The following is a 26,567-nucleotide window of genomic DNA, read 5'->3' on the forward strand; positions in this document are numbered from 1 at the left end:
TGGCGCTTTCCATGGCCGTTTCGCTGCAGGCCTTTGCCGCCGATTCGGTCAGTGGTCAGTTCCGCGAATGGGGCGCAAATACAGTTGTTTCACGCAGTATGACGCTGCGCGACCTCGGTTTTACCGAGCCGGTCAGCCTGCGCGGGCAGGACAACCAGCGCGAGCTCTATCTGCCGGTGCCGGCGGGTGTCGCCACCCGCAATGCGCAGTTGCAGTTGGATGCGCGCTATCTGCGTGGCCATCCGGGCCGTACCTCGAACCTGCTGAGCATCGACGATGATGCCGTGGCCGCGCGCACCATCACCGACGCACAGGGCGACCTGAGCCAGTTGATCGGCATTGATGGTTTCCCGCGCGCCAGCGGTTTCGTGCGTTTCGGCATCGGTTGGTGGTCGGTGGTCTCGGATTACCAGTGCACGGACCAGAGCGCCCCCGCCAATGTGCTGCGGATTGGCCCGGACACACGCTTCAGCTATGAATTCGATCGGCGTGCGATTGATACCGTTGCCAAGGCCTGGACCGCGTTGCCGCGGCAGGTACGTTTGCTGGTGGATGGACGTCAGCTGGATGCTGGCAGTTACGACACGGCGTGGCGGGTGGGCGCGGTGCTGGAAGCAGCTGGCAAGCGGGTGACGGTGCAGGCATTGCCGAAGGTCGGCGACACGGTGGACACCAGCGGCTTGCAGATCCCCGCGAGCCTGGCGTCGGTTCCGGCCTATGCAGCGCTGTCGTCGGCAAGCGCGCAGCACCGTATTGCCAACGAAGCGGAAATCGGCGCGTTGCTGTCATTGGGCAAGGACGGTGTGCTGCCGATGGATGTGGCGGTCGCCGGCCCGGGGCTGCAGGGTGCGGTCAAGCGCGCGTTGGATGCGCTGGGCAGCCAGGTGGCTGCGACGGATGCTGATGGTGCAGCCGCGTTCAATGCGTGGCGCAAGGACAGCATGGCGACGCTGGAAGCCACCCTGCCAGGCAACGGTGTGGTCGCCGGCGTGGTCGCCGGTCAGCCAGTGCTGATGGTCGGTACCGGTGCCGCGGCCGAAGTGGCGGGGCTGTTCAGCGCGCAGTGGCGCGCCTATGCACTGGGCCAGAACCTGCAGGTTGCCAAGGCACAGCAGCTGATGACCGACAAGGGCGTGGTGTTGCTGGACCGCCTGGGTGCGTTCTCCGGCACCCAGGACATCATCGCGCGCAGTGATCGCACCGCCAATGCCGATCTTGGCCTGTTGTCGGGCGAGGGTCGCTTGCCGAAGGAAGTGGTCATTGACGTATCGGCCGCGCCCAACGCGAGTGGCGAAGGCGCAGTAGCGTCGATCTTCTTCAATGATTACCTGCTGGGCGCGAGGGTGTTGAACGCCGACGGCAAGCCGCAGCGTATCCGCGCGAATGTTCCACTCTACGCAATCACGGCACGCAACCAGGTGCGTGTTTCCTTCCTGCGGCAGCCGGCGCGCCCGTACTGCCACGACCCGGCGACGGCGTATCCGGTGACGGTGCTGCCCAGCAGCCATATCGTGCTGGCCGAGCGTGGTACCGCACCGGATTTCGTCGGTGCGGCTGCTCATCTTTCCGGCCCGCACAAGGTGCTGGTGCCGGCTGCGTGGTTGCAGAATGCGCCTGCAACGCTGCAGACCGTCATCCGCGTCAGCGCTGCGGTGGGGGCTTCGGCGGAACGCGCGACGTTGGAAGTGGTGAAGGACAAGAATGCTCCTGCCCAGAGCCAGTCGTATCTCGCGTTCAACGTGCCGCCGCAGGGCAGCACGAGCGCGGCCTCGGTCGAGGGCGGTCAGCTGCGCATCACCAGCAAGGACCAGGAAACGGTGCTGGACCTGGCGGGCCTGGATCGTGCAGCGCTGGTGGAAGTGACCGGTGACGGCGCCAACACCGGCGTCGTCTACCGTGAGTTGGGCAACGGCATTGCAAGCATCGCTGAACCGTTCCGGTTGGTGCGAGGCTCGGTGGCGCTGCTGGATGGTCGCGGGCTTGTACAGGATTTCGATCGCGAGGATCCCGAAGGACTGCGTATTGCCGTGGATGGCAATCCTCAGCCGGTTTGGCAGCGGCACATGGTGCTGTTGCTGGTGCTGGTGGGAGTGATCGTGTTGATGCTGCTGGCTGCACGCATTGCGCAGATCCGCCGCCGTCGCAAGACCGACGGTGCGCACTGACCGGTCATGAGCGCCGTTCTCTGGAACATTCATCTGGCTAACTACCACGCAGCCCTTGAAACGGCTGCGGTGGTACTGGCTGTGCTGATCCTGCTGTCGAGCCTGGACGACCTGTTCATCGACGTCTGGTACTGGACGCGGCATCTATGGCGCAGGCTGACGGTACTGAAGCGTTCCTCCTACCGGCCGCTGTCGGTCGATGCCCTGATGGAGCGGCCGCAGCAGCCCATCGCGATCATGGTGCCAGCCTGGGCCGAGTACGACGTCATCGCCCAGATGGTGGCGAACATGATCGACGTGCTCGATTACCAGGAGTACGTGATTTTCGTCGGTACCTATCCCAACGACACGCAGACCATTGCCGAAGTGGAGCGTATGCGTCGACGTTACCGTCGGCTGCAGCGGGTGGAGGTGCCACACCCCGGGCCAACCAACAAGGCTGACTGCCTGAACTGGCTGGTGCTGTCGATCTTCGAGTACGAAAAGCGCAATGACATCGAGTTTGCTGGCGTGGTGTTGCACGACAGCGAGGACGTGCTGCATCCGTGGGAGCTGCGTTTCTACAACTACCTGCTGCCGCGGAAGGACATGATCCAGCTGCCGGTGACGTCACTGGACCGGGAATGGTACGAATTGGTCGCCGGCACCTACATGGACGAGTTCGCCGAGTGGCATGCCAAGGACCTGGTGGTGCGTGAAAGCCTGTCCGGCACCGTGCCGTCGGCGGGCGTCGGTACCTGCTTCTCGCGCCGCGCGTTGCTGGCGCTGAGCGAGGAAACAAACAACCAGCCCTTCAATACCGACAGTCTCACCGAGGACTATGACATTGGTGCCCGCCTTGGGCGGATGGGCATGCACTCGATCTTTGCCCGCTTTCCGGTGGAATTCCGTGTGCGGCGCCCGTCGTCATGGTTTGGTTGGGGCGGTGCACGCGAGCGCACGGTGAAAATGGCGTTGTGCGTGCGCGAGTATTTTCCCGACAACTTCCGCGCTGCGTACCGGCAGAAGGCGCGCTGGGTGCTGGGCATCGGAATGCAGAGTTGGGAGACGCTGGGCTGGGGTGGCAGCCTGGCCAACCGTTACCTGTTGCTGCGTGATCGCAAGGGCATCATCACTTCGTTCGTCAGCATTCTGGCCTACATATTGTTTGCGCAGTTGCTGCTGTTCTGGTTGTTGAAGGTGACTGGCGTGTGGACGATTGAGTTTCCCACGGTGTTCCAGGCCGGTTCCTGGCCGATGCGCATCGCCTTGTTCACCACTGCCGCGCTGGGCATGCGGGTGCTGCAGCGCATGTATTTCGTCAATCGCCTGTATGGCTGGGAACATGCGTTGATGTCGGTGCCGCGGATGATCGTGGGCAACGTCATCAACTGCGCGGCCACGGCGCGTGCCTGGCGTCTGTTTGCCGGCTACCTGCTGCTCGGCAGGCAGTTGGTCTGGGACAAGACCATGCATGACTTTCCCAGCAACTCCCAGTTGGTACAGACGCGCCGACGTCTGGGCGAGCTGTTGGGCGTATGGCAGGCGGTGGAGCCTGCACGCCTGCAGCAGGCGCTTGATGAGCAACAGCACGGACGACAGCAGCCCTTGGGTCGAATCCTGGTGTCGCAGGGTTGGTTGGATGATGAAACGTTGGCCGAAGCGATTTCCTTCCAGGAAGAGCTGCCGCGCGCCAGTATTGACGTGGACTACCTGAAGCAAGGCTATTTCCCGCTTTCGGTGGATGCCTGCGTGCAGTGGCGGGTACTGCCGTTGCCCAGTGCCAGCGCGGATGTACTGCGCCTGGCTGTTGCCAGCGCGCTGCCCGAGGCGACGCTGCAGGTACTGGCCCAGCACGCCAAGGTGGAGCAGGTCGAGCAGTTTATTGCCCGCGAAAGCGAGATCAATGCCGGCCTTCGTTTGATCTGCGGCGCGGACTATCGGATCAATGCCGTGCCCCTGCTGGGCGATCTGCTGGTGGAAATGAAACTTATCTCACGCGAGCACTTCCAGGCTGCCCTGGACGAGTACCGGCCGCATCGCGACGGCCGCATCGGTGACTACCTTGTGCGCCGTGGTGTTGCCAGCGAGCAGGCCATCGCTACCGCCGTGGAAGAACAACAACGACGTGCCGATGGAGCACGTCTGCACCCGGATGTGTTCCTGGCATGAGCATGAAGTTGCTGAAACCCCTCGTTGCTTTCGTCCTTGCCGGTGCCAGCGTGACGGCGCTGGCGCAGGAATTGCCGTTGTCGGGCGCTGCGTATCGTGTGGCTGAGCAGGCGTATGCGGCGTATGCCCGCGGTGACTATGCGGAAGCCGCGAGGCAGGCCCGCGAAGCGGTGCGTTTGCGCCCGGATGTGCAGCGTCTGCACGACCTGCTGGCGCAGTCCCAGGCCCGCGCTTCAGGCCGTGGCGCCACCAATGCCCCACGCACGCCGGGCCCAGCCGCAGCGGCAGGCACGGCACGCCAGGCTGCCCGCAGACAGGCGGCTGCCGCAGCGCCGGTGACGCAGACACCGTTCGAGAAGGGCTATCCCCTGGCCACCGAGGCCTACGCCAGCTACTACCGCGGTGAGATGGCGCTGGCTGAGCAGCAGGCCGAACAGGCCTTCCGGATCGATCCGACCCAGGGCACCTGGGCCATGTTGTGGGTGGATTCGCTGGAAGCCCAGGGCAAGCCGGATACCGCCTTGCAGGCGTTGCAGACCGCAGTGGACCTGGGGGCGCAGAACATCACTGACCTGGAGGCGCGAAAACTGCGCATCAAGCGTGCGCAGGCGGTGGCGCCGGCGCAGGCCGGTTACGCGGCCATGATGGCGTTTCGTCCTGCCGATGCCGTGGCACCGGCCCGCGAAGCGGTGGCATTGGCGCCGGAGTCGGCAAGTCATCGGTTGCTGCTGATCAGCGCATTGATGCTCGACGATCAGCTGGAGGACGCCGTGCAGGCCGCCACCGACGCACTGGTGCAGGACAGCGAAGACATCAATGCACTGGTGTTGCGTGGTTACCTGCTGCAACGGCTGGGGCGCGATGCCGGTGCCAATGCCGACTTCGACCGCGCACTCGCACAGGATTGGCTGGATGAGCAGCAGCTGCACAACATCCGGCTGCTGGCGGTGGATGCAGCCCTGGCCGCCGGCGATGCTGAGCGTGCCGGGGTATTGCTGGGTCCAATGGATGCCAACGACGAGGCGGTGATCAGCCGCCGTACCGCCTCGCGCAAGCGCTCCTTGGCGCGGGCATTGGATGCAACCCATTTCCCCGCGCCACTGCAGGCCTGTCGCGACACGCCTTATGGCACGCAATGCGAGATGCGGCCGGCGGACCAGACCCTGGATACACCAGCGGCCCGCGCCTATGCAGCCTATGGCCGCCAGCAATGGGCTGAGGCCATCACCCAGGCACAGGCGGCCGTGCAGGCGGCCCCGGATGATCCGGCCATGCAGCGACTGCTGACTTCGACGCTGGCAGCGGGCAATGCCGGCCAGCGGGCGCAGGCCGTACAACGATTGAATACTGGCCTGCAGAAGGAGCCAGACAACGTCGACATGCTGATGCAGCGCGCCAACCTGCACCAGCGTGCGGGGGAGGCCGAGCTTGGTCTGGCTGATCTGGAAGCGGCAGCGGCCACGGGCAAGGCACCGCCAACGATCGAGCTCGACCAGGCGTATGCGCGCATTGGCATGGGTGAGCGCGGGCAGGCATCACAGCAGATCCGGAAATCGCTGGAACGCTCCGAGCGCGGTGAACTGGCACTGACGCCAGAGCAACGGCGCTATGCGCGCAGTTCGTTGACCGAACTGGAACGACGCTGGGGCATCACCGCCAGTGTCGGCTGGCGCGGTGCGCGGCAGACCACGGCCACGCTGGGCGGGGCGGCGCTGAGCACGCCCGGCGATGCGGCCTTCAGCTCGGTTGAAGCCTATTGGCGGCCGATCGCCTACCAACCCAACGTTGAGCTCTACGCGCGGCTCACCAATGTGTTGTACGACGGCGGCGGCAAATACGAAGCCTTGCGCAACATCGACCCCTGTACCGGCGAGGATATCGGCGGGCTTGATGACACCCGGAATGGCATGACCACGCGCACCGCGACCGGTTGGCCCAGCAGCATCGCAGCGCTGGGTGCACGCTTCCGGGTGCCGGACACCGGGCTGGGGTTCGGTATCGAGCGACGCCAGTTCATTGGCTCCGCCAACCGCCATGGCGGGCTCTACGCGCAGACAGCAGCCGAGCAATGCCGTCTATCCGCAACCGTGGGCAGCGGAGAGGCCGTGCAGGGGCGTTACCAACTTGACGATGCCGCAGGTGGCTGGATGACCTATGTGTCCTATGGCTGGTACCACGGTGCTGCCAGCAGTCCGGATGACCGCAGCTGGCCGAGCATGCAGCTGTACGCGCAGGGTGGTTATGCGTGGAGCAACAACGATGCGGACTTCCGCGTGGGCCGCGTGGACTTCAACGGCACGCAGGTGCAGGAAGTACGTTCCAGCGGCCAGCTCAAGCGCAGCCAGCTGTTTGCCTCCAGCGAGTTCCGCTTTGGCTGGAGCTATCGCCCGCGTACGGCCAGCGACAACTGGACCATCAATCCTTTTGCGGTGGTGGGGGCTGACTGGTACCGGCAGCGTGATCGGGCAGAAGGCGTGGTCTATCCCGACGGATCCCGGCAGAGCTTCCGGCTGGCTGCCGAAGATGGCGACCTGGCGCTCGGCGCTGGTGTCGGCATTGGAGTACGTCGACTGTTCCGCGAGGACCGCCTGCACGGGCCGCGTTCGTCGTTTGATGCCAGTGTGCAATACCGCTTCGCGCTCAATGGTGACCAGGCAGAACGGAACCGCGGTCTCTTCATCAACATGACGTTGTCTTACTGAGCATGACGATTGGATTGGGAAACATGGGCATGAAGAAAGCAGGATGGATGAGGCGTACCGCCGCTGCGATGGCGCTGGTTGCAGCGACGCTGGCTGCACCGCTGCAGGCGCAGCAATCGGACGTGGTTATCGTCGGCAAGGAAGGTTGGCTGTTCCCGGCATGGGGCAGCTTGAGTGAGGTGGATGAGGCTGCAGTGCAGTCCTCGACCGCGCTCATTGCCGAAGCCAAGCAGGCGTTGGCGGCAGGTGGCGTGCAGCTGGAAGTGCTCGTACTCCCTGACAAGGTCACGTTCTATGAAGATCGGCTGCCCGAGGGCAGGGTGATCAGTGATTCGGTGACCAGGCGCTACGACACCATCCGCAACGCATTGCAGGCGGCCGGCGTGGATACGCTGGATGCCCGCAAGGTTTTGGCCGATACCCGCGCCAGCGGCAAGGATGTGTTCTACCGCAGCGATCAGCACTGGACCCAGCCGGCGGCCGACGCCATCGCCGACGCCATCGCCGCGCGCATCAAGCAGAAAGTGCCGAACCTGGCCGGTACGCCAGGCACCGGCATGCCGTTGGGCAGTGAAACCCGTGAGCGCCGCTATGGCGACCTGGCCGAACTGTTCCTGGACCCCGCGCAACGCGCGGCAATTGGCCGCGACACCTTCGTGGTACGACGTGCAGCCGAGGGCCAGTCGTTGCTGGACGACGACAAGGCACCGGTGCATGTCACCGGTCATAGCATGGTGCAGGCGTACTTTGGTTTTCCGCAGAAGCTGTCCAACGACATCGACCGTCCGGTAACGGTGAACTGGAAATCCGGCAATGTCGGGCCGTGGGTGGTGTTGCTGGAATATCTGGAATCGGCCGAGTTCCGAGACAATCCGCCGCAGGTATTGGTGTGGCAGATGTTCGAGCCGGTATACGGATTTGGCCCGGCTGCGCAGGGGCAATGGGACAACGCCTCGATCATGACTGCCGCGCAGTGGCAGGCACGACTGCACAAGGCGCTGGGGCGTTGATTCGATGAGTACTCGTCCTGGCGCGCCGGCGCCATTGCCGGCCGCAGCCCCGCCGCGTGCGCACCGTGCCACGTCCTGGGTGGTGTTCGTGCTGCTGCTTGGTGGTTTCTGTGCCGGCGCCTGGATGTTGGCCAAGGCGCAGTTGCCGGCGGACAAACTTGCACCGTCGCAGTGGACGGATGGCGCGGCGGGCAAGGTCATCAACGACGCGCTGAAACTGCCGATGCAAGGCAGCGCCGATACCTGGAATGCAGCCTTGCGCTATCGCCTGCTGGGCGACACCGGGGCGCAGGTAGCAATGGGCTGCCCAGGCTGGTTGTTCTATCGCGACGGCTTGCGTCCGCAGCCGGGTGTGGGCAACGAGGTGTTCGAGCAGCGGATCAGGTTGATGCGGCACTGGTCGCAGCAATTGCAGGCGCAAGGCGTGCAGCTGCTGGTGGTGGTGGTGCCGGATAAATCGCGGGTCGAGCAGGCGCATGGCTGTGGCCTGCGCCACTGGGCACCGATGCGCGAGCGTTATGGCCGCTGGCAGCAGGCGCTGCAGGCCGCTGGAACTGGCGGCGTGGATCTGCTGCCGGCGTTGCAGACCGGCGATGCGCCGGTGTTTTTTGCAACCGACGTGCACATGAATCGCACGGGTGCACAACGTGCTGCCGATGCGGTCGCCGCGCAGGCCCTGCCGCTGCTTGGTGGGCAGGGCACGCAGGCGTTCGAGGCGGGACCGCTGGGTGCGCCGCAGCCGCGCATGGGCGACCTGATCGTGCTGGCTGGCCTGGAGCACGCACCGCCGGCATGGCGACCGGCGCTGGATATGGAGCCGGAACAGGTGATTGCGCCGCTGCGTGGTGGTGGACTGCTGGACGACACTCCGCCGGTGGAGGTGCTGCTGCTGGGCAGTTCCAATGGCCGCCGCAGCCTGTTCGCCGAGCGTCTCGGCAAGGCCTTGGGTCGCGAAGTATGGAACCAGAGCCTGGATGGCGGCCAGTTTTCCGGGGCGCTGCTGGCCGCATGGCCGCAGCGAGCACAATGGCCGCCGAGCCTGAAGCTGGTGATCTGGGAATTTTCCGAGATGGCGCTGTCTTTGCCGTTGACCGACGGCGAGCAGGCGGCATTGGCCGATATCGACTGAGCGCCTGACGACGATGCTGTTCAACTCTTTCCTGTTCCTGCTGATTTTCCTGCCCATCGCGCTCGGCGTGCACTACCTGCTGGGCGCGTTGCGGCCTCGGTTGGCGGCGCTGTGGCTGTGCGTGGCCTCGCTGTTGTTCTATGGCTGGTGGAACCCCCAGTTCGTGGTACTGCTGTCGGCCTCGATCCTGTTCAACTACCTGGTCAGCCTGGCTATCCTGGGTCTGGCCAAGCGTCCGCGCATGCAGACGCTGGTGACTGGCCTGGGCATCGCGGCGGACCTGTTGCTGCTGGTGCACTACAAGTACGCTGCAGCAATGGTGACCTTCGTCCATGACCTGGGTTTTGCGGTCGGGCCAATGGATGCGCTGATCCTGCCGCTGGGCATTTCCTTCTTCACCTTCACCCAGATCGGTTACCTGCTTGATTGCCGCAGTGGTGTGGTCAACGACCGTAGCCCACTGAGCTACGTGCTGTTCGTGACGTTCTTCCCGCATCTGATTGCCGGCCCGATCCTTCACCACAAGGAGATGATGCCGCAGTTCAGCAAGCCGGAGAACTACCGTTTCAACGCCGACAACCTGTCGGTGGGCGGCATGCTGTTCGTGATCGGTCTGGCCAAGAAAGTTCTTTTGGCCGACAGCATCGCACCGTATGCCGACGCCGGGTTCGCGGGTACCGGTGAGCTGCAGTTCTGGGGTGCCTGGGCCACGGCAATCAGCTACGCCTTGCAGCTGTACTTCGATTTTTCAGGCTACTCGGACATGGCACTGGGCCTGGCGCGGATGTTCGGAATCCGCTTCCCGCTGAATTTCAACTCGCCGTACAAGGCCACCAGCATCATTGATTTCTGGGCGCGCTGGCATATCACCCTGACCCGTTACATCACCGCCTATCTGTACTATCCGGTGGCGATGGCGGTGACGCGTTGGCGCAGTCGCCATGGCCTTCCCGGTGGCCCTGCTGCCGTGGCAACCGCCGGAGGCTTTGCCTCGTTGATCGTATTGCCCACCGTGTTTGCGATGGGACTGGCGGGTATCTGGCATGGCGCTGGCCTGCAGTTCCTGATCTTCGGCTTGCTGCATGCAGGCTATCTGGCCATCAATCACGCCTGGCGCATCTTCCGTGGCGGACCCATGGCCGCGGCGCAGCGCAAAAGCAATTGGTTGCAGCACGTGGGTTACTTGATGTTGACCTTCGCTGCAGTGCTGGTGGCGCAGGCGTTCTTCCGTGCCGATGGCGTGGCACAGGCGTGGCAGCTGGTGCAGGGCATGGCCGGCGTACGTGGCTGGGAGAGCATGGAGAGCCTGGGCTACCTCGCCGGCATGGGCGTGGCCGATGGATGGCGCCTGCTGGCGGGCCACCATGTGCAGTTGCTGTACGTTGCGGTGTTGTTGGCTATCGTGTGGCTGGCACCCAACGCGCACCAGATCATGGGCGTGTACTCGCCAGCGTTGGCCAAGCCTGATCCGGCGCCGCGCACGTGGATGCGTTGGCAACCCAATTTCCAATGGTTGCTGGTGATGTTGTGCCTGCTCGCGCTGTGCCTGCTCAACCTGCACAAAGAAAGCCGTTTCCTTTATTTCCAGTTCTAGGCAAGGAGAAAAACGATGGACATGCAAGCACTGCAGGCCCAATTGATCGACACCGTGGAGGCCGTCATCGGCGTACGCGTGCAGCCTGACGAGTACATGGAGTCGCTGTTCGACTCGATGTCCAAGGTGCAGTTGATGGTGGAAGTTAAGGACCGCCTCGGCGTGACATTACCGGTCGATGAGATCGATACGCTGGTCGAATCGGTGCAGGTACTGGCTGACTACGTGGCCTCGCGCCGCAACGCCTGATCACTGGACCGGGAGCGGCAGCCATGCGTTTTGATTTCGAGCATTGCAGGTTCGCTGAATGTGACGTGGCCGCTGCCGCGCCGGCGCTGTACAGCAGTGACGGGGTGATGGATTGGGGCAGCCTGCAAGCTGCTACCGATGCCTGGATGACGCGTGCGCAGGCCGCCGGTGTCAGCGCGGGACATGCGCTGGTGATCAGCGGGCACAAGCAGGCGGCCTTTGTGGTGGCCATGTTGGGTTGCCTGCGCCTGGGCGTGACCTACGTGCCGGTGGATACCATCAACCCGGAGGCGCGCCTGCACAAGATCACCCTGCTGGTACATGCGCAGGCGGTGTATGACGCTGGTGCCGATGTATTTCTGCCCGGCGCGGCGCAGCCAAAGCCGCTGGCCGAGCGCGATCTGGCTTACATCATGTTCACCTCCGGCAGCACCGGCGACCCCAAGGGTGTGCAGATCGGGCGCGACAGCGTGGCGCTGTTCACCGGTTGGATACGTGATTGCCTCGGGTTGGGGCCAGCTCCGGCTTTCATGAACCAGATGCTTTTCAGCTTTGATTTCTCGCTGTTCGACCTGTGTGGCGCGCTCGGCCTGGGTGGTAGCTGCGTATTGTGTCCGCGTGAAGTCATTGCCGACAGCAACCAGTTCATCGATCACCTGCGGAATGCACAGGTGGCGGTGTGGGCGTCCACGCCGTCGTTCGTACGCCAGCAGATGCTCAACCCACAGTTCAATGCCGAGCACCTGCCGGCGCTGAGCATGTTCGTGTTCGGTGCGGAATCGCTCACGCCTCGCGTTGCCGAAGAGCTGTGGGCTCGGTTCCCCCAGGTGCGGATCATCAATTCCTACGGGCCGACCGAGGCGACCTGTTCCACCACCTGGGTGGAGATCGACGCGGCATTGCGCGCAGCTGCGCCCAATCCATTTCCGATCGGCGTGGCCAAGCCATACGCGGAAGTGTTCATCGACGATGGTGAAATCTGCATGGCCGGGGACCATGTGATGCGGGGTTACCTGGAGCGCCCGGACCTGGATGCAGAGGTGCTGTTCGAGCATCACGGCAAGCGCGCCTACCGCAGCGGTGACCTCGGCGACGTGGACGCACAGGGCCGGGTGTATTTCCGCGGTCGCAAGGATGACCAGATCAAGCTCAATGGTTATCGCATTGAACTTGCCGAAGTGGATGCGGTGCTGTCCACCTTGCCGGGCGTCATTGCTGGCGCCACCGTGGCGATGCGCCGTCCCGACGGTACGCTGGTGCGGATGGTGGGGTTCGTCGAACTGGCAACGCCGGGGGAGGGAGCGCTGCAGGCGTTGCCACCGGCGTTGCAGGATTGGAAGGCGCAGCTCGCCGAGCGGGTGCCGCCCTACATGATTCCGTCCGAACTACTGGCGGTGGACAGCTTTCCATCGACGGTCAGCAACAAGGTTGACCGCAAACAATTGGAGCAGCGCTACGCATTGGCGCGTACGCTGCGCACGCAGGAGCCAAAATGATCACGTCCATCAAATGGATGCTTGCCGCAGCGTTGTCGTTGTCGCCGATGTTTGCCAGTGCACAACATGCAACCGGAGAAGGCCGCTTGGCGCAGTTGTACGCCGCGCGGCCGCCGGCCGGGTCGGCCTTCGTGCGTGTGGTAAATCCCGGCACTGCCACGCTGACGGTGGCAACGGGCAGCGGCGCCGCACAGCAGGTGGGTCCGGCCAGACGTGCCACGCGCTATGCCATTGTTGAAGGTGGCAAGCCGTTCACCGTGCGCGTAGCGGGCCAGGCGCGCACGCAGCCTGCGGTGGCGGCCGGGAGCTTCACCACGCTGGTGCTGGATCCCGCCGGAGCAACCCGGCCGCTCCAGGTGATCGCCGATGGCGGTGGCAGTACCGATGCACTGAAAGCGGAGATCCGTTTCTACAACCTTGCCGGTAGCTGCCCGCGGGCCAAGCTGGCAATGGTCGACAACGGCCCGGTGGTGTTCAATGCAGTGCCGGCAGGCAACGGCGTTGCCCGCGCCATCAATCCAGTCAAAGCACGCTTGGTCGCTGGTTGCGGCGCAAAGGACAGCGCGGCGTTTGAGTTGCCGGCTCTGCAGCCGGGGGATCGCTACAGCCTTTTCCTGACCGGCAACGCCGGCGCGCCGGTATTGCAGGGGCAACCCGGCAGTACCGATGCAGCAGGGCGCTGAACCATGCCCGCGCGCAGCATCTTTGGTGAAGACCACGCGTTGTTTCGCGAGCAGGTCAGGCGCTTCATCGCCGAACAGATCCTGCCGAACTACGCGCGTTGGGAACAGGACGGCATCACCCCGCGTGCGTTGTGGCGCGCGGCCGGCGACGCGGGCCTGCTCAACTGCCAGTTGCCTGAACCCTATGGCATGGGCGGTGACGTTGGCCACGCCGCCTGCGTGATCGAGGAACTGGCACGTGCCAATTGCCTGGGGATCGGTTTCTCCATCCATTCGGACATGGTGGCGCCGTATCTGCTGCAGTACGGCAGCCAACAGCTGCGTGACATCTGGTTGCCGGCCATGAGCCGCGGCACCGCCATCGGCGCCATCGCAATGACCGAGCCGGGCGCCGGCAGTGATCTCAAGGCGATCCGCAGCCGTGCTGAGTTGCGCGGTGACCACTACCTGCTCAATGGGCAAAAGACCTTCATCACCAATGGCGTCAATGCCGATGTGGTGGTGGTGGCTGCCACGGTTGCGCCGGAGCTGGGGGCGCGTGGACTGACATTGTTCTGCGTGGACATGCGTCTGCCTGGTGTCAGCAAAGGTCCGTCGATGGCCAAGATCGGGCAGCACGCGCAGGACACCGCCGAGCTGTTTTTCCAGGATGTGCAGGTGCCGCTGGACTGCCTGCTCGGCGAGGAGCAACGCGGCTTTGAGTACATGGGCGAGCAACTGGCCGGCGAACGCCTGGCCATTGCCCTGCGCGCGGCGGCCTCGGCCGAAGGCATGCTCGATGAAACGCTGGCATACGCGCGTCAACGCAAGGTGTTTGGTCGCCTGCTTGTTGATCACCAGAACACCCGCTTCGTCCTGGCTGATGCGGCGTCACAACTGGCCATGCTGCGCAGCTTCCTGGATCACTGCCTTGGCCTGCAGATGCAAGGCGTGCTGGATGCCAACACGGCGGCCATGGCCAAGCTCAACGCAACCGAAATACAGGGCCGTGTGCTGGATGCATTGCTGCAGTTGCACGGAGGCTACGGTTACAGCAGCGAGTACGGCATCGGCCGGGCCTGGGCAGATGCGCGTGCGCTGCGCATTTTCGGCGGCAGCAGCGAGATCCTGCGCGAAATCATCGGTCGTGCGCTGTAGCTGCTACAGCCGCCAGGCACGCCGCAGCGCTTCTGCTTGCGGCGTGTCCTGGGTAAGCCAGGGCTCCAGTGCGTAGACCAGCACATTGCCGGCACCGCTGTTGCGTGCCCACTGCAGCTGCTGTTGTACGCGTGCGAAATCGGCACTCTCGCCACGAAACTGGGTGCCGTCGCCCCCCGCCGTTGGCAGTTCGTGGAACAGCTCGACGATGGCATCGAACGCGACGCCGCGCTCTTTGAAAAAAGCCAGCAAGGGCGCCAATGCCAGGTGGTCGTCTTCACCGGCCACGCCGACGCCATCCTGGATCATCGGCCGCAAGGTGGTCGTGGCCAGCACGCTTTCCCACAGGCTGACCAGGCTGCCATCGGTGGCCAGCCTGCTGTAGTAGGTGGATATGGCGCAGTCGCCGCCGCGTGCCACTGCCGCCCGCTGCAAAGCCTGCAACCACTCCGCCAGCCATTGACGGCGTTGCGCGTCGGCCCAATGGTATTGCTCCAGCTCATATGGCACGTACCAGCCGGCGAAGCGTCGTTGGCGCGGCAGGGTGGATTGCTGCAACCACTCATGTGCGCGTTGCAGGCTTTCTTCAAAGAAGGCGCGAAGCGCTGTTTCATCGGCGCTGATTGCCTGCCACCAACGTTGCTCGAATGGCAAGCCGACACGAATGTTGATGCCTGCCTGGTCGGCTGCGTTGAACAGCATGCGGAAACTGGAATCGGACAATTGCCAATCACCTTCGGTGCCGCCGAGGATGCCGCTCCATTGCACGACCAGCTGCCGACAGCCCACGCGCCGGGCCAGGTTCAACGACCGTTGCCAGTCCGCGGCTGTCCAGTTTGTGTGGTCCAGCCAAGGCTGCAGGAATGTGCCGTCTACCTGTTCCGGAAGCGAGCACCCCGGCAGGCCGGCCAGGGCCGCCAGCGTTGGCGCCAACAACGCTGCCTGCAGCAAGCGGCGACGTCCAGGGGAGGTCGGCTTGGACAAAGGAGTTTCTATCATCGTGTGTATGATCGCAGGCTGGCGGGGACCATGACTACACAGTTCAGTGTTTCTTCCTGAACGTCAAGCCGGATTGGAGCGTCATGGGTGGTTTGATATGACTGATCAACAACTGTGGCAGATGAAACACAGGCGCCGAAAACGTGTGTTTGCGCGGCGGTGCGTCATCGATGTTGATCGCACATGTCACCTCCGCGTGAACGTGGTCCAGACACTATCGGGGATCTGCGGTGGCGCGAGTTCCAAGAGAAGCGGCGACGTGCAGGCAGGAAGTCACTCAAAGCCGATGGCGCCCGGGCTGATTGCCGCCATCGGCCGGATCGATACCGAACGGAATTGCCTCTGGTGGAAGTTCCCAAACCCTTCCCTGGCATGGGCCGGTCATGATGAGGTTCCCGTGTCGATGCATTACCGCGCCGATTGCGGCACCCGTCGCAGCCTGCTGACGTCATACCCCATCGCCTTGATGCGCTCCACCGCGCCCTGATAGTCCGCGTCCGAAACCTGCGGGGTGCGCGCCATGTACCAGACGTAATCGCGCTTGCTGCGGGCGACGATGGCCTGGCTGTAGCCCTCGTCCACCCAGGCGATGATGTATTCGGCCTGGATCGGCCAGATGAACTGCATGCCCCAGACTGCGCCATTGCCTTCGGCCTCGACCTTGCCGATGGGGTGCATGGTTTTCAGTGGCGCCTGGAAACTGCCCTTGCGGTAGGTGAAGGTGGTCTGGATACGTCCGTCGGGCCGCGGTGCATAGCTTTCAACCGCATCGAAGGCTTCTCGTTCCGGTCGCGACGGAATATGCGCGATCACATACCAGTCGCCCATGAAGCGCGGAACATCCACCGATGCTGGGCGCGGGATCGGACGCGTGTCCAGGTTGCTGCAGCCAGCGCCGAACAAGGCGATGGACAGCATCGACAGCAGCGGCAAGGTTCGCATGCGCGTGTCCTTTTCAGCGGGGACGGAACAGGTAGTGCGCCACCAGCCATTGCTGGCCGTCGTCGTAACCGAACAGCTCCGCGCAGGCCATCCAGAACATGCGCCAGCGCTGCCACCAGATACGTGCCGCGGCATCACTGCCGTAGGTCTGCGCCAGCAGCGGCATGAGCTGCTCGCGGGCGGCATCCTGGCGCTGCAGCCAATGGTTGGCGGTGCGTTGGTAGTGGCGGCCATCCAGCAGCCAGCGCTGCTGCAGCCGCATGTCACGCTGGAAATGCAGCAGGGTATCGGCAGCCGGCATCAGCCCGCCGGTGAAGAAATGACGCCCCATCCAGTTGTCCTCGCCCATCGTGTCGAACGGATACATATGCGTGCGATGGGCAAAGATATGCACGAACAAGGCGCCGTCCGGCTTCAGCCAGCGCGAGATGCGGCCAAGCAGGCGTTCGTAGTTGCGGATGTGCTCGAACATCTCCACCGATACACAGCGGTCGAACGTGGCGGCAGGCAGCTGCAGCTGGTTGACATCGATGGTCAGCACTTCGACGTTGTCCAGGCCGCGTGCCTTGCACTGGGCGAGGATGTGCTTGCGCTGGCTGTGTGAGTTGGAGACTGCGGTGATGCGCGCGCCGGCATAGCGTTCGGCCATCCACAGGGTCAGCGAGCCCCAGCCGCAGCCCAGTTCAAGGATGTGCTGGCCATTGGCGAGCCCGGCGCGTTGCCCGTACAGCTCCAGCATGGCGTCCTCGGCCTGATCCAGGGTCTCGGTGCCGGTATGGTAATAGCAGCTGCTGTACTTCAAGCGGTGGCCAAGGCAGGCCTGGAAGAACGCAGCAGGCACTTCGTAGTGCTGGCGGTTGGCAGCATCCACATGCAGGGCGAGTGGACTGCTGGACAGCTCGGCGATGCGCCGGCTGAACCGCTCCGATTGCGCTTGCAGGCCTTCCTCCGATTCCTCCTCCAGTCGCTGTGCGCACAGGCGGCGGATACCCCAGCGCAGTGCGGAATCCGGCAGCCAACCGCGCTCGGCCCAGCCGGTCAAACCGGGCTCGGCATGGATGGCGGAATCCAGTTGCGTGGCTGCGTTCATGGTGATTGCTCCTTGGCAGTGCGAGGAAACCAGGGGAAGAACATCGGGGTGCTGCGCTGGTAAGCGCGGTAATCCTCACCGCGGCTGCGTAACGCCTGCTTCTCGGTGAACGGCACGCCGCTCAGGTAGCGCAGGAACAGGTACATCAGCACCGGGCCGGTCCATGCCAGCCACCATAGTGGCGAGCCAATGGCCAGCAGCACGTAGGTGAACCAGTGCAGCCATTCGAAGAAATAGTTCGGATGCCGCGAGTAGCGCCACAGCCCCTGCCGACAGGTGCGGCCTTTGTTGGTTGGCGCTGCACGGAAGCGCGCAAGCTGACGATCGGCGATGGACTCGCCGAGCACGCTCAGCAGCCAGACCAAACCTGCTGCCATCACCCAGATGTAGCCATCGGTGCGCGGATTGCTGGCCACCGCGAGGAACGGCAGCGCGAACAGAACTATCAGCAACGCCTGCGCAATGAAGAAGCCGAAGATCTTGCCCTGATGGCTGTGCCAATGTTCGCACAGATACGTGTAGCGACCATCTTCGGACTCATGTCGCACGCGCTGCCATAGATGCAGGGCAAGCCGGCTTCCCCACAATCCGCCGAGCACGGCCAAGCTGATGCGCGGCAACGCTGCGCCGTCGCCCAGCCACGCGAGCATCAGCGCGGCGGCAGCCAGGCCCTTGGCCCAGAGCACATCGACGATGCCGATGTTGCGATGGCGGCGCTGCCAGGCCCAGCCACAGAGCATGATCGCCACGGCGTACAGCAGTACCCAGCCCAGATTGTTCATGTGCGAGCACCTGTTGGTTGCCCTTGTGTTGAACTGCGGCTCCAGCTGCGCGCGTTCGTGACCAGCAGCGTCAGTGCCACGCTCCAGCCGATGCCAAGCAACAGCAATCCATGCCAGGCGGGCCCGGCAAAATGCACGGCATCAAAGCCGCGTGCAGCGGATAGATAGGCCAGCGGTGCCAACAGCAGGCCGAAGGTTGCCGGCAGCAAGCTGTTCCGCTGCAGGAAGGCCAACGACGAGGTCAGTGTCATCGCGAACGCGGCCCACAGCGCCAAGATCCAGGGCGGCGGTGCCCAGCCGAACGGCGCTGCGGCGTAGGCGACACGACCGCTTCCTGCCGCAATCCCATCGACCAGCCAGGCGCACGCGAGTGCGAGCAGCAGCAGACGCAGCTCGGTCCGCGGCTGCGCGGCGCTGTAAAGCTGGCTGGCGATGTAGAGGGCGGAGGCCAGCAGCGCCGGCCATTGCAAACCCCGTCCGGCACCGGCCACGGCGCACAGCCAGACCAGTTGGTTGCCCAGCAGGTTGAGCAGGGTCCGGCGCATGTCAGCCGATCAGCCCGGCGTTGGCGGCGGGTTGATGACCGGGCCGGGCCAGCAACAGGTGTGAGACGCCGATCGAACGTTCAAGGAAGCCGCCCTCGCAGTACGCAAGGTAGAACTCCCAGAGCCGGCAGAAACGCGCGTCGAAGCCTTGTGCGTGCACTGCCGGCAGCTGTGCCATGAAGCGTTGGCGCCAGGCGCGCAGGGTCAAGGCATAGGAGTAGCCGAAGTCGTGCTGGGCCACCAGCTGCAGGTCGCTGGCTCGCGTCTTCGCCGCCAGGATCGCTGCAATCGAGGGGATGAAGCTGCCGGGGAATACGAAGCGCTTGATGTAGTCCACGCTGCGCCGGGCCTGCTCGTAGCGATGGTCTTCGATGGTGATCGCCTGCAGCAACGCAACCCCATCGGGCTTGAGCAGGCGCTGCAGGGTGGCCATGTAGGTGTCCAGGTATTCGGCGCCAATGGCCTCGATCATCTCGATCGAGACCAGCTTGTCGAACTGGCCTTCAAGATCACGGTAGTCCTGCATCAGCAGGGTGATCCGGTCCTGCAGCCCGGCCTCGCGCACGCGTTGCGCGGCCAGTGCGTGCTGTTCGGCCGAGATCGTGGTGGTGGTGACATGGCAGCCGTAGTGCCGCGCCGCGTGAACGGCGAAACCACCCCAGCCGGTGCCGATCTCGATCACGCGGTCGCCGGCCTGCAACTGCAGCTGCTGGCAGATGCGGTCCAGCTTGCGCTGTGAGGCCTGCTCAAGCGATGTGTTTTCGTCGGCAAACAGTGCGGAGGAATACATCAGGTCCGGCGACAGGAACAGCGCGAAGAAATCGTTGCCGAGGTCATAGTGCGCGGCGATGTTGCGGCGGCTGCCTTCGCGGCTGTTGCGCCGCAGCCGGTTCCAGCCACGCAGCAGCCAGCCACCAATACGCGCGGGGCCGCGTTCCATGCCATCGAGCAGGTCGCGGTTGCGCACCAGGATGCGCACCAGCGTGACCAGGTCATCGCAACGCCAGTCGCCGTTGATATAGCTCTCGCCAGCACCGACGCTGCCTTGTGCGGCAACCTTGCGATAGAACGCGGGATCATCAATGGTCACCGTGGCCTGCAGCTGCGCTGAAGCATCGCCGAGCACCACCTCGCCGAGCACGTCGTGCACACGCAGACAGCCCTCACGCAACGTTGCGAGTTCGGCCAGCAGCCGGCGCCGCAGCAGTGCATCCAGCGCACCGGGCTGTGGCAGGGCCACCGAGGAAGTCATCTGGTTCATCGCGTTTTCTCGGCGAGGGAAGGATGGTCATGGACCGGGTTGCGCTTGAGCCACAGCCGCAGTGCCTGCCAGTGGATGGCGGCGACCACCTGCAGCGTCATCAGCGGGTAGCAGGCCAGCACCCGCGCCAAGCCGGCGCCGTTGAGCGGGTGGCGCTGCATGGACTGGGTTGCATCGAACTGGCGCAGGCCTTCGCGCCATACCTGCATATGCACCTGCAGCTCGTCCTCGGGTGCGGTGAGGCGCCAGTCGTAGCGGCAATCCATCGCCATGAACGGCGAAACATGGAAGCACTTGTCGAACTGCCAGCGCAGCGCCCGGCTGTTGCTGAGCGCGGTTGCCGCGGGCAGTACATAGGCGTGGCGTTCTTTCCATGGCGTGTTGGTGATGTCCGCCACGATGCAGTCCAGGCTGACGCCATCGGCCCGGTAGCAGTAGTAGAAGCTGACCGGATTGAACACGTGGCCGGCAACGCGCAGATGGGTAAGCAGGCGCACCGGTCCGGCCGGCCGATGGCCAAGCACGGTTGCAGCGTGGTCTTTCACCGCATCGGCCAGCGGCCGCGCCGGATCGCCGAAATAGTCGCTGCGGCGGAATTCGGCCAGGTTGCGACGGTTCACCGACCACAACCAGCGCCCGGCAAATACCTGCTCCAGTTCGTCCAGGTCCAGCAGCAGCTGGGCGATCGGATAGCGGAACGCATGTGGATGCGGCAGATGGCGGCGATGCACCACATGGCCGAGGTAGATCGCACTTCCGGTCATGCGGTCGCCTCCTGCTGCGGCAGCCAGAAGGTGCTTGGCCTGCGCGCAGTCAACGCATCCACCACGCGGCGGGCACTGCGTATGCCGTCTTCGTGGAAGCCCCAGCCCCAGTACGCGCCGGCGAACCAGGTGTGGCGCTGGCCCTGGATATCGGCCCAGCGCTGTTGTGCCGCCACGGCGGCGTGGTCGTGCACCGGGTGCGCGTAGCGCATGCGGCGCAGCACCTTGGCCGGATCGATCCGAGCGCTGTCGTTGAGCGTCACCACCAGCGGCGTATCGCCTGGAAGTCCCTGCAGCAGGTTCATGCAGTAGCTGACCGTGCATGGTGCCTCGATTGCTTTCGGCACGTGCGCGTTCCAGGCCGCCCACGCCTTGCGCCTGCGTGGCAGCAGGGAGGCATCGGTATGCAACACCACTTCGTTGTGCTGGTAGTTGATGGCGCCCAGTATCTGCTGCTCAAGCGGGTCCGCGTCATCGAGCAGGCGCAAGGCCTGGTCGCTGTGGCAGGCCATGATCACTTCATCGAAGCCTTCAACGCCTGCGGAGCTGTGGACCCACGCCCCGTCCGCTTCGCGCTCAACCTTCCAGACCGCGCATTCAAGCCGTTCGCGCACCTGCCAGCGTGCCCGCAGGGCGTCGATATAGCGCGCAGAGCCGCCTTTCACCACGCGCCATTGTGGACGCCCGCTGATCTGCAGCATCTGGTGGTTGGCCATGAACTGGACCAGGTAGCGCGCCGGGAAATCGCGCACGGTGGCGGTCGGCGAAGACCACAGCGCCGATGCCATCGGCAGCAGGTGTTCCTCGACGAAGGCTTCGCCGTAGCGCTGGCTGCGCAGGTATTCGCCCAGCGTGGGGCCGGCACCGCCATCCAGCAGCGCCGGTGCATCACGGTAGAAGCGGCGCAGGTCACGCAACATGCCCCAGAAGCGTGGCGACAGCAGGTTGCGACGCTGGCAGAACAGGCCATCGAGCGAGGTCGCGTTGTACTCCACGCCGCTGCGCTCGCTGTGCATGGAGAAGCTCATCGTGGTCGGCTGCGATTCCACCCCAAGCTCATCGAACAGCGCGCTCAGCAGCGGGTAGTGCTGCGGGTTGAAGACGATGAAGCCGGTATCCACGGCCATCGGTATCCCGTCCACCTGCAGCGCATGGGTATGGGTGTGGCCGCCGAGGTAGTCATTGGCCTCGAACAAGGTGACTTCATGGGCGCCATCCAGCCACCAGGCGCTGGCCAGCCCGGCAATTCCCGAACCAATGACGGCGATACGCATGTCAGTTCCTCGCCTTGGCCAGCACCCAGGCCGGGATTGGCTTGAGCTCCTTGACCAGGCCCAGCATCGCCATCAACCGCAGGCCATACCAGGTCAGGTCGATCTCCCACCAGCGGAATCCCTGGCGCACCGTGCCGGGGAAGAAATGGTGGTTGTTGTGCCAGCCCTCACCGAAGGTGAGCAGCGCCAGCCAGAAATTGTTGCGGCTGTCATCGCGGGTGTCGAAGCGACGGCGACCGAAGCGGTGGGCCAGTGAATTGATGGTGACGGTGGCGTGGAACAAGACCACGGTGGAGATGAAGAATCCCCAGACCAGCAATTGCATGCCGGAGGTCTGCAGGGCCGGTGCCCAGCGTTCAAGCGCCGCGCCCAGTGCGTACAGGGTGGCGGCGAGCAGCAGCGGAACCACGGTGTCGAAGCGGTCCAGCCAGCGCAGCTCCGGGAAGCGGGCCAGATCCGGCACGCGCTGCAGGTCGGTGGCGAAGGCTTCGCGGGTCAGGAACCAACCGACATGGCTGCGCCAGAAGCCTTTCTGCTGCGGAGAATGTGGGTCCAGCGGCTGGTCGGCGTGGCGATGGTGATGCCGGTGATGCGCCGCCCACCACAGCGGCCCGCGCTGCACGCTGGAGGCGCCGACAAAGGCGAACAGGAACTGCACCGCGCGCGATGTCTGGAAGGTGCGATGGGAAAAATAGCGGTGATAGAACGCGGTGATCGCGAACATCCGCACGGCATACAGGGCCAGCGCGATGCCAGCCGCCGTCGACGACACACCCACCCAGATCACCCCCAGGCAGCCGATGTGCAGCAGCGCGAAGGGCAGGGCGCGCATCCAATCGATGCGATCGCCCGCCTGCGTCTCGCCAACGACATCAGCGCTACCGGCGGTGTCGAACCAGCGCTGGATCGTACGCAGCAGGGCCACACGGCGGCGGGGAAGGGGCGCTGCGGATGCCATGGCGCGTATCTCGAGAGGTTTCCTACCCTTCTCTACGGCGCGCGGCGGTGATTGGATGCAGCGTAATGAAGATTTCATCAGGATCAGCCACGCGTGGCGGCACAGCGCGGCACCAGCGCCTGCTGCAGCTCGGCCTGCCATTGCGCCTGCGGACGCTCCACTGCCTTCTGTGCGAAGCGCACCGTCACCACCGGGTAGTCACCGCGGGCATCGCGCAGGTTGCTGGTGCCGTGGAATTCCAGCAGCCGCCGATCAGCGTCGGCATAGACCAGCGCCAGACGCGGCGCGACCACCCCGTACCAGGCATCCAGCTGCACCTGGATGGACTGGGCATCCAGCCCCTGCCAGCGGACGGCGCCGACACGCTGCACCTGCACCGGGTAGTAGCGCTGGCGGCTGGGGACCAGGAACTGCAGGCTGAGCCGCTCGCCCTGCATCAATTGCTGCCAGTGCGCGCGCACGGCGGCGTCGAACCCGGCGTCGATCACCGCATCGGCCGGAAGCGGAAGCCGCTGCGCCCGCGTTTTCGCCGCCGCGTCCTCTTTCCAGTTCAGTTGTACGACGCCTGCCGTCGCTGCAACGCTGGCGGCCTGGCCACTACGGCGATCCTCCCAGCGGTAGCTGGGGGCCTGGGCGGAACCGTTGACCTGCATGTGCTTGCGCGCGAAGGGCTGGCCGTTGGGGCACAGGTAGTGCACCCAGCGCTCGGCTGCGTCCCCGGCGCCGCGTTGCCAATGTACTTCGCGGTAGGCCACTGCCCCGTCGCGGGTCGTGGCAACGCCTTCACCGCGCAGCAACGGCGCTGCCGACGCCATGCAGGGCAGGAACAACAATAAGCAGACCATGCGCATGGGGGCATCCCGGAATGAGCTCTCCCTGCCTACGGGCGAGGCCAGCCGCTGGATGCAGGCACGGCGGTGCATCCAAACGCCGCCACCGCGCGTAGGAAGGACAACACATTCACTGCAGCCCTGCCCACGCAGATGTACCCTGATCCCCGCAACCTCCCTTCCCCCTTAGACACCGCCCGGATCGTGTCCAGTTCACAGCAGCTGAGCAAAGAGCCAATGAACTGGGCCGGTGACATGGACGGTGTGGCGCGGCTGCGTGATCGCGACTGCTTCATGCGCATCTACGACCACTTCATGCCGCGCCTGTGCGTCTACCTGCGCGGCCTGGGTGCCCCGGAGGCGGTAGCCGAGGAGCTGGCGCAGGAATGCCTGCTGCGCTTGTGGCTGCGGGCCGCGGAGTTCGATCCGGCACAGGGCGCGCTGAGTACCTGGCTGTACCGCATCGCGCGCAACCTGCACATCGATCGTGTCCGCCACGAGCGCAGTTGGACGCTGGTGCAGGCGGCGGTGGAGAACGCGGCCACGGCCGATGTGCTTGATCGCAGCAGCGCCGAACAGTTCGCCGATCATGCGAGGTTGCGCCAGCGCATCAACGAGTTGTCGGCGGTGCAGGCGCGGCTGGTGCGGATGTCCTACTTCGAAGCAAAGAGCCACGGCGAGATCGCGCAGGCGTTGGGAATGCCCTTGGGTACGGTCAAATCACATCTGCGGCGGGCCTTCCTGTTGCTGCAGTCGAAGGTCGGGGGGGCGTCATGAACCCGCACCACCACCTGCATGAATCCACCTTGATGAGTTACGCCGCCGGCGCACTGCAGGCGCCGTTGAGCATTGTTGCCGGTACCCACCTTGAGCAGTGCCCGCACTGCCGTCAGCGTCTGCGTGATGCCGAGGCGGTCGGCTCGGCATTGCTGGAACAGACCCAGCCGGTGCTCGACGATACGCGGCGCGAAACGCTGCGCGCCGCCATGCTGGCGCGGCTGATGGACGCGGGCACGGTAGCGATGCCGCCACCGGCGCGGTCGGCACCACCGGAGCGGCCGCAGGCCGACCCGGAGTACTTGCCGGCGTCACTGCATCCTTACTTCGGTGACTCACTGGCCAGCTTGCGTTGGCGTTGGATGGCGCCGGGTGTGCATTGCATCCGTGCACGGCAGATGCCGTCGCTGATCATGTTGAAGATCGCGCCGGGCAAATGCCTGCCCATGCACAGCCATGGCCGCAGTGAACTCACCCAGGTCTTGCGTGGTTCGTACAACGACGCGCTGGGGCTGTTCGCTCCCGGCGATGTGGCGGACCTGGATGCCGAGGTGGAACACCAGCCGGTGACCGCGCCGGGTGTGCCGTGCATCTGTGTTTCGGCACTGGATGCACCGCTGGTATTCAGTGGCTGGCTGGCACGCAAGGTGCAGCGCTTCGTCAAACTCTAGCTCGTACGGAGGGGCCAATGGTGAACGATGGCGGGCGCCTGAAGATCGTGTTGACCGGAGCCAGTGGGCTGGTTGGTCAAGGCGTCGCGTTGGCCTGCGCGGGCTCCGTGCATGTAAGGCGCACGGTCGCGTTGGTGCGACACGCCGGCGGCCTGGTCACGGCAACCGAGGAGTTGGTGCTGGAGGATTTCCTGCAGGCCCATCGTCGCCAGGCTGACCTGGTGGGCTTCGATGCCTGCTTCTATTGCGCCGGCGCCCCGCCCTTGGGCACAGCGGAAGACGCGTACCGGCGGGTCACGCTGGACACCACACTGGCTGTTGCGCAGACCTGGTTCGCAGCCAATCCACAAGGAATGTTCCTGTATGTATCGGGTGCGCACGCCAATCCAGAAAGCCACTTGATGCCGCTGCGCATCAAGGGCGAAACGGAGCTGGCACTGGCCCGGCTGACGGGACGTACGGTGATGCTGCGGCCGGGTGGCGTACGGCCGGTCGCTGGCACCGGCAGCCGGCATGCGCTGTTGAAGCCGCTGTATGTGGTTGGTGGACCAATGATGCAGCTGGCAACAGCTGCCCTGCCGTCGGTGTTCACCAGCAACCTGGTTCTCGGTCGCGCGATGATCGCGTTGGCGCGCATGCGTGATCCACCCGCCGAGGTGGAATGCTCGCAGATCAATCAGCTCGGGGATGCCGACGCAGCCTAGGCCTGCTGCGGCAGCACGCCGACGCACGGGCTTTGCCGTTTACAGCAGCCCGGGATTTGCCTGCCAGACCGCGTAGTTGAGCACGCTGGCAAAGCCCACCCACGCAAGATAGGGCAGCAACATGCAGGCCGCGACCTTGTGGATACGCCAGAACGCAATCAGCGTGGCGACGATCAACACCAGTAGTAACAGGATGTCGGCAAAGGCCAGCGCACCCTGCTTCCAGCCGAAGAACAGCCAGCTCCACAGCGTGTTGAGGCCGAGCTGCAGCAGGTACAGCGTCAGGGCCGGTGTCGCCGCACGCCAGCCGCGCTCTCGCCAGACAAGGAATGCCGCCAGCGCCATCAGCGCATACAAGGCGGTCCACACCGGCCCGAACAGGCTCGCCGGTGGCGCCCATGCGGGTAGTACAAGGTCGGCGTAGAAGCTGGCGGCGGAGATGGAGGCCCGCGCACCGAGCGCTGCGGCGAGGAAGGTGACCAGGAACCAGCCAGAGAAGCCAAGGAGCTGTCTAGGTATCTGCATGGCGCTTGCTCGTCCTTTCCGGCGTGATCAGATGTCGCTTGTACGTAACAGTGCAGGGTTTGGATGCAGTGACGACAGCCAAGGATGCTGATCGGTGCCTGGATCACCGTGGCAGGCTGATCCGCCTGC

General features: G+C 64.6%; 24 protein-coding genes. 13 read left to right on the forward strand and 11 right to left on the reverse strand.

Going from position 1 to position 26,567, the window contains the following annotated elements; translation table 11 throughout:
* The first annotated feature begins 11 nt into the window (after nucleotides 1-11).
* From AC13FW_RS00445 to AC13FW_RS00490, 10 genes are read left to right on the forward strand one after another with little or no spacing between them, the layout of a single operon-like run.
* Complete coding sequence (locus AC13FW_RS00445) at nucleotides 12-2,165, forward strand: cellulose biosynthesis cyclic di-GMP-binding regulatory protein BcsB (protein ID WP_282266443.1); 2,154 nt, start codon at nucleotides 12-14, stop codon at nucleotides 2,163-2,165.
* A 6-nt stretch (nucleotides 2,166-2,171) separates the two neighbouring features.
* Nucleotides 2,172-4,316 carry a glycosyl transferase family protein gene (locus AC13FW_RS00450; RefSeq protein WP_282266442.1) on the forward strand — a complete coding sequence of 715 codons (2,145 nt, stop codon included), beginning with the start codon at nucleotides 2,172-2,174 and terminating at the stop codon, nucleotides 4,314-4,316.
* Nucleotides 4,313-7,018 (forward strand): NfrA family protein, encoded by a 2,706-nt coding sequence (locus AC13FW_RS00455; RefSeq protein ID WP_482987810.1) that lies wholly within the window; start codon nucleotides 4,313-4,315, stop codon nucleotides 7,016-7,018. The genes AC13FW_RS00450 and AC13FW_RS00455 overlap by 4 nt, the downstream gene beginning before the upstream one ends.
* Before the next feature lie 29 nt (nucleotides 7,019-7,047).
* Complete coding sequence (locus AC13FW_RS00460) at nucleotides 7,048-8,028, forward strand: alginate O-acetyltransferase AlgX-related protein (protein ID WP_482987811.1); 981 nt, start codon at nucleotides 7,048-7,050, stop codon at nucleotides 8,026-8,028.
* Nucleotides 8,029-8,032: 4 nt separating this feature from the next.
* The gene (locus AC13FW_RS00465) at nucleotides 8,033-9,157 is read left to right on the forward strand and encodes an alginate O-acetyltransferase AlgX-related protein (protein WP_482987812.1); all 1,125 of its coding nucleotides are present in this window, start codon (nucleotides 8,033-8,035) and stop codon (nucleotides 9,155-9,157) included.
* Between the two features lie 13 nt (nucleotides 9,158-9,170).
* Complete coding sequence (locus AC13FW_RS00470) at nucleotides 9,171-10,751, forward strand: MBOAT family O-acyltransferase (protein WP_482987813.1); 1,581 nt, start codon at nucleotides 9,171-9,173, stop codon at nucleotides 10,749-10,751.
* Nucleotides 10,752-10,766: 15 nt separating this feature from the next.
* Complete coding sequence (locus tag AC13FW_RS00475; protein WP_282266432.1) at nucleotides 10,767-11,000, forward strand: acyl carrier protein; 234 nt, start codon at nucleotides 10,767-10,769, stop codon at nucleotides 10,998-11,000.
* A gap of 23 nt (nucleotides 11,001-11,023) precedes the next feature.
* Nucleotides 11,024-12,496: an AMP-binding protein gene (locus tag AC13FW_RS00480; RefSeq protein WP_482987814.1), complete on the forward strand. Its 1,473-nt coding sequence runs from the start codon at nucleotides 11,024-11,026 to the stop codon at nucleotides 12,494-12,496.
* Entirely contained in the window at nucleotides 12,493-13,179 is a 687-nt protein-coding gene (locus AC13FW_RS00485; protein ID WP_482987815.1) for an alginate O-acetyltransferase AlgF, read from the forward strand. Before AC13FW_RS00480 ends, AC13FW_RS00485 begins: the two co-directional genes overlap by 4 nt.
* A gap of 3 nt (nucleotides 13,180-13,182) precedes the next feature.
* Nucleotides 13,183-14,316, forward strand: a complete 1,134-nt coding sequence (locus AC13FW_RS00490) for an acyl-CoA dehydrogenase family protein (protein ID WP_482987816.1) — start codon at nucleotides 13,183-13,185, stop codon at nucleotides 14,314-14,316.
* Nucleotides 14,317-14,319: 3 nt separating this feature from the next.
* On the opposite strand, the gene AC13FW_RS00495 is transcribed toward AC13FW_RS00490, so the two are convergent.
* The 10 genes from AC13FW_RS00495 to AC13FW_RS00540 all read right to left on the reverse strand — a co-directional run bounded on the left by AC13FW_RS00495 (nucleotide 14,320) and on the right by AC13FW_RS00540 (nucleotide 23,782).
* A complete protein-coding gene (locus AC13FW_RS00495; protein WP_296251251.1) occupies nucleotides 14,320-15,315 on the reverse strand; it encodes a DUF4434 domain-containing protein in 996 nt (331 codons plus the stop codon).
* 408 nt (nucleotides 15,316-15,723) lie between these two features.
* On the reverse strand, nucleotides 15,724-16,233 hold the full coding sequence (locus AC13FW_RS00500) for a lipocalin family protein (RefSeq protein ID WP_482988039.1): 510 nt from the start codon (nucleotides 16,231-16,233) through the stop codon (nucleotides 15,724-15,726).
* A gap of 37 nt (nucleotides 16,234-16,270) precedes the next feature.
* Entirely contained in the window at nucleotides 16,271-17,347 is a 1,077-nt protein-coding gene (locus AC13FW_RS00505; RefSeq protein WP_482987817.1) for an SAM-dependent methyltransferase, read from the reverse strand.
* Nucleotides 17,344-18,129, reverse strand: a complete 786-nt coding sequence (locus AC13FW_RS00510; RefSeq protein WP_482987818.1) for a DUF1295 domain-containing protein — start codon at nucleotides 18,127-18,129, stop codon at nucleotides 17,344-17,346. The genes AC13FW_RS00505 and AC13FW_RS00510 overlap by 4 nt, the downstream gene beginning before the upstream one ends.
* Nucleotides 18,126-18,674, reverse strand: coding sequence for a DUF2878 domain-containing protein (locus tag AC13FW_RS00515; protein ID WP_482987819.1), 549 nt, complete (start codon nucleotides 18,672-18,674; stop codon nucleotides 18,126-18,128). Before AC13FW_RS00515 ends, AC13FW_RS00510 begins: the two co-directional genes overlap by 4 nt.
* A gap of 1 nt (nucleotide 18,675) precedes the next feature.
* Nucleotides 18,676-19,935, reverse strand: a complete 1,260-nt coding sequence (locus tag AC13FW_RS00520) for a class I SAM-dependent methyltransferase (RefSeq protein WP_482987820.1) — start codon at nucleotides 19,933-19,935, stop codon at nucleotides 18,676-18,678.
* The gene (locus tag AC13FW_RS00525) at nucleotides 19,932-20,699 is read right to left on the reverse strand and encodes a DUF1365 domain-containing protein (protein ID WP_482987821.1); all 768 of its coding nucleotides are present in this window, start codon (nucleotides 20,697-20,699) and stop codon (nucleotides 19,932-19,934) included. Before AC13FW_RS00525 ends, AC13FW_RS00520 begins: the two co-directional genes overlap by 4 nt.
* Nucleotides 20,696-21,973: an NAD(P)/FAD-dependent oxidoreductase gene (locus AC13FW_RS00530; protein WP_482987822.1), complete on the reverse strand. Its 1,278-nt coding sequence runs from the start codon at nucleotides 21,971-21,973 to the stop codon at nucleotides 20,696-20,698. Before AC13FW_RS00530 ends, AC13FW_RS00525 begins: the two co-directional genes overlap by 4 nt.
* Before the next feature lies 1 nt (nucleotide 21,974).
* Entirely contained in the window at nucleotides 21,975-22,931 is a 957-nt protein-coding gene (locus tag AC13FW_RS00535; protein WP_482987823.1) for an acyl-CoA desaturase, read from the reverse strand.
* An 83-nt stretch (nucleotides 22,932-23,014) separates the two neighbouring features.
* Complete coding sequence (locus tag AC13FW_RS00540; protein ID WP_482987824.1) at nucleotides 23,015-23,782, reverse strand: hypothetical protein; 768 nt, start codon at nucleotides 23,780-23,782, stop codon at nucleotides 23,015-23,017.
* Between the two features lie 132 nt (nucleotides 23,783-23,914).
* On the opposite strand from AC13FW_RS00540, the gene AC13FW_RS00545 reads away from it, so the two are divergent.
* The 3 genes from AC13FW_RS00545 to AC13FW_RS00555 are packed head-to-tail and all read left to right on the forward strand — an operon-like array spanning nucleotide 23,915 to nucleotide 25,913.
* Nucleotides 23,915-24,538, forward strand: coding sequence for a sigma-70 family RNA polymerase sigma factor (locus tag AC13FW_RS00545; protein WP_481512910.1), 624 nt, complete (start codon nucleotides 23,915-23,917; stop codon nucleotides 24,536-24,538).
* Nucleotides 24,535-25,209 carry a ChrR family anti-sigma-E factor gene (locus tag AC13FW_RS00550; RefSeq protein WP_296252094.1) on the forward strand — a complete coding sequence of 225 codons (675 nt, stop codon included), beginning with the start codon at nucleotides 24,535-24,537 and terminating at the stop codon, nucleotides 25,207-25,209. Before AC13FW_RS00545 ends, AC13FW_RS00550 begins: the two co-directional genes overlap by 4 nt.
* Before the next feature lie 17 nt (nucleotides 25,210-25,226).
* The gene (locus tag AC13FW_RS00555) at nucleotides 25,227-25,913 is read left to right on the forward strand and encodes a Rossmann-fold NAD(P)-binding domain-containing protein (protein WP_482987825.1); all 687 of its coding nucleotides are present in this window, start codon (nucleotides 25,227-25,229) and stop codon (nucleotides 25,911-25,913) included.
* A gap of 39 nt (nucleotides 25,914-25,952) precedes the next feature.
* Here AC13FW_RS00555 and AC13FW_RS00560 read toward each other — a convergent pair whose 3' ends face one another.
* The gene (locus tag AC13FW_RS00560) at nucleotides 25,953-26,438 is read right to left on the reverse strand and encodes a TspO/MBR family protein (RefSeq protein WP_482987826.1); all 486 of its coding nucleotides are present in this window, start codon (nucleotides 26,436-26,438) and stop codon (nucleotides 25,953-25,955) included.
* Between the last annotated feature and the right edge of the window lie 129 nt (nucleotides 26,439-26,567).

This window comes from Stenotrophomonas sp. 21LCFQ19 (assembly GCF_056861425.1).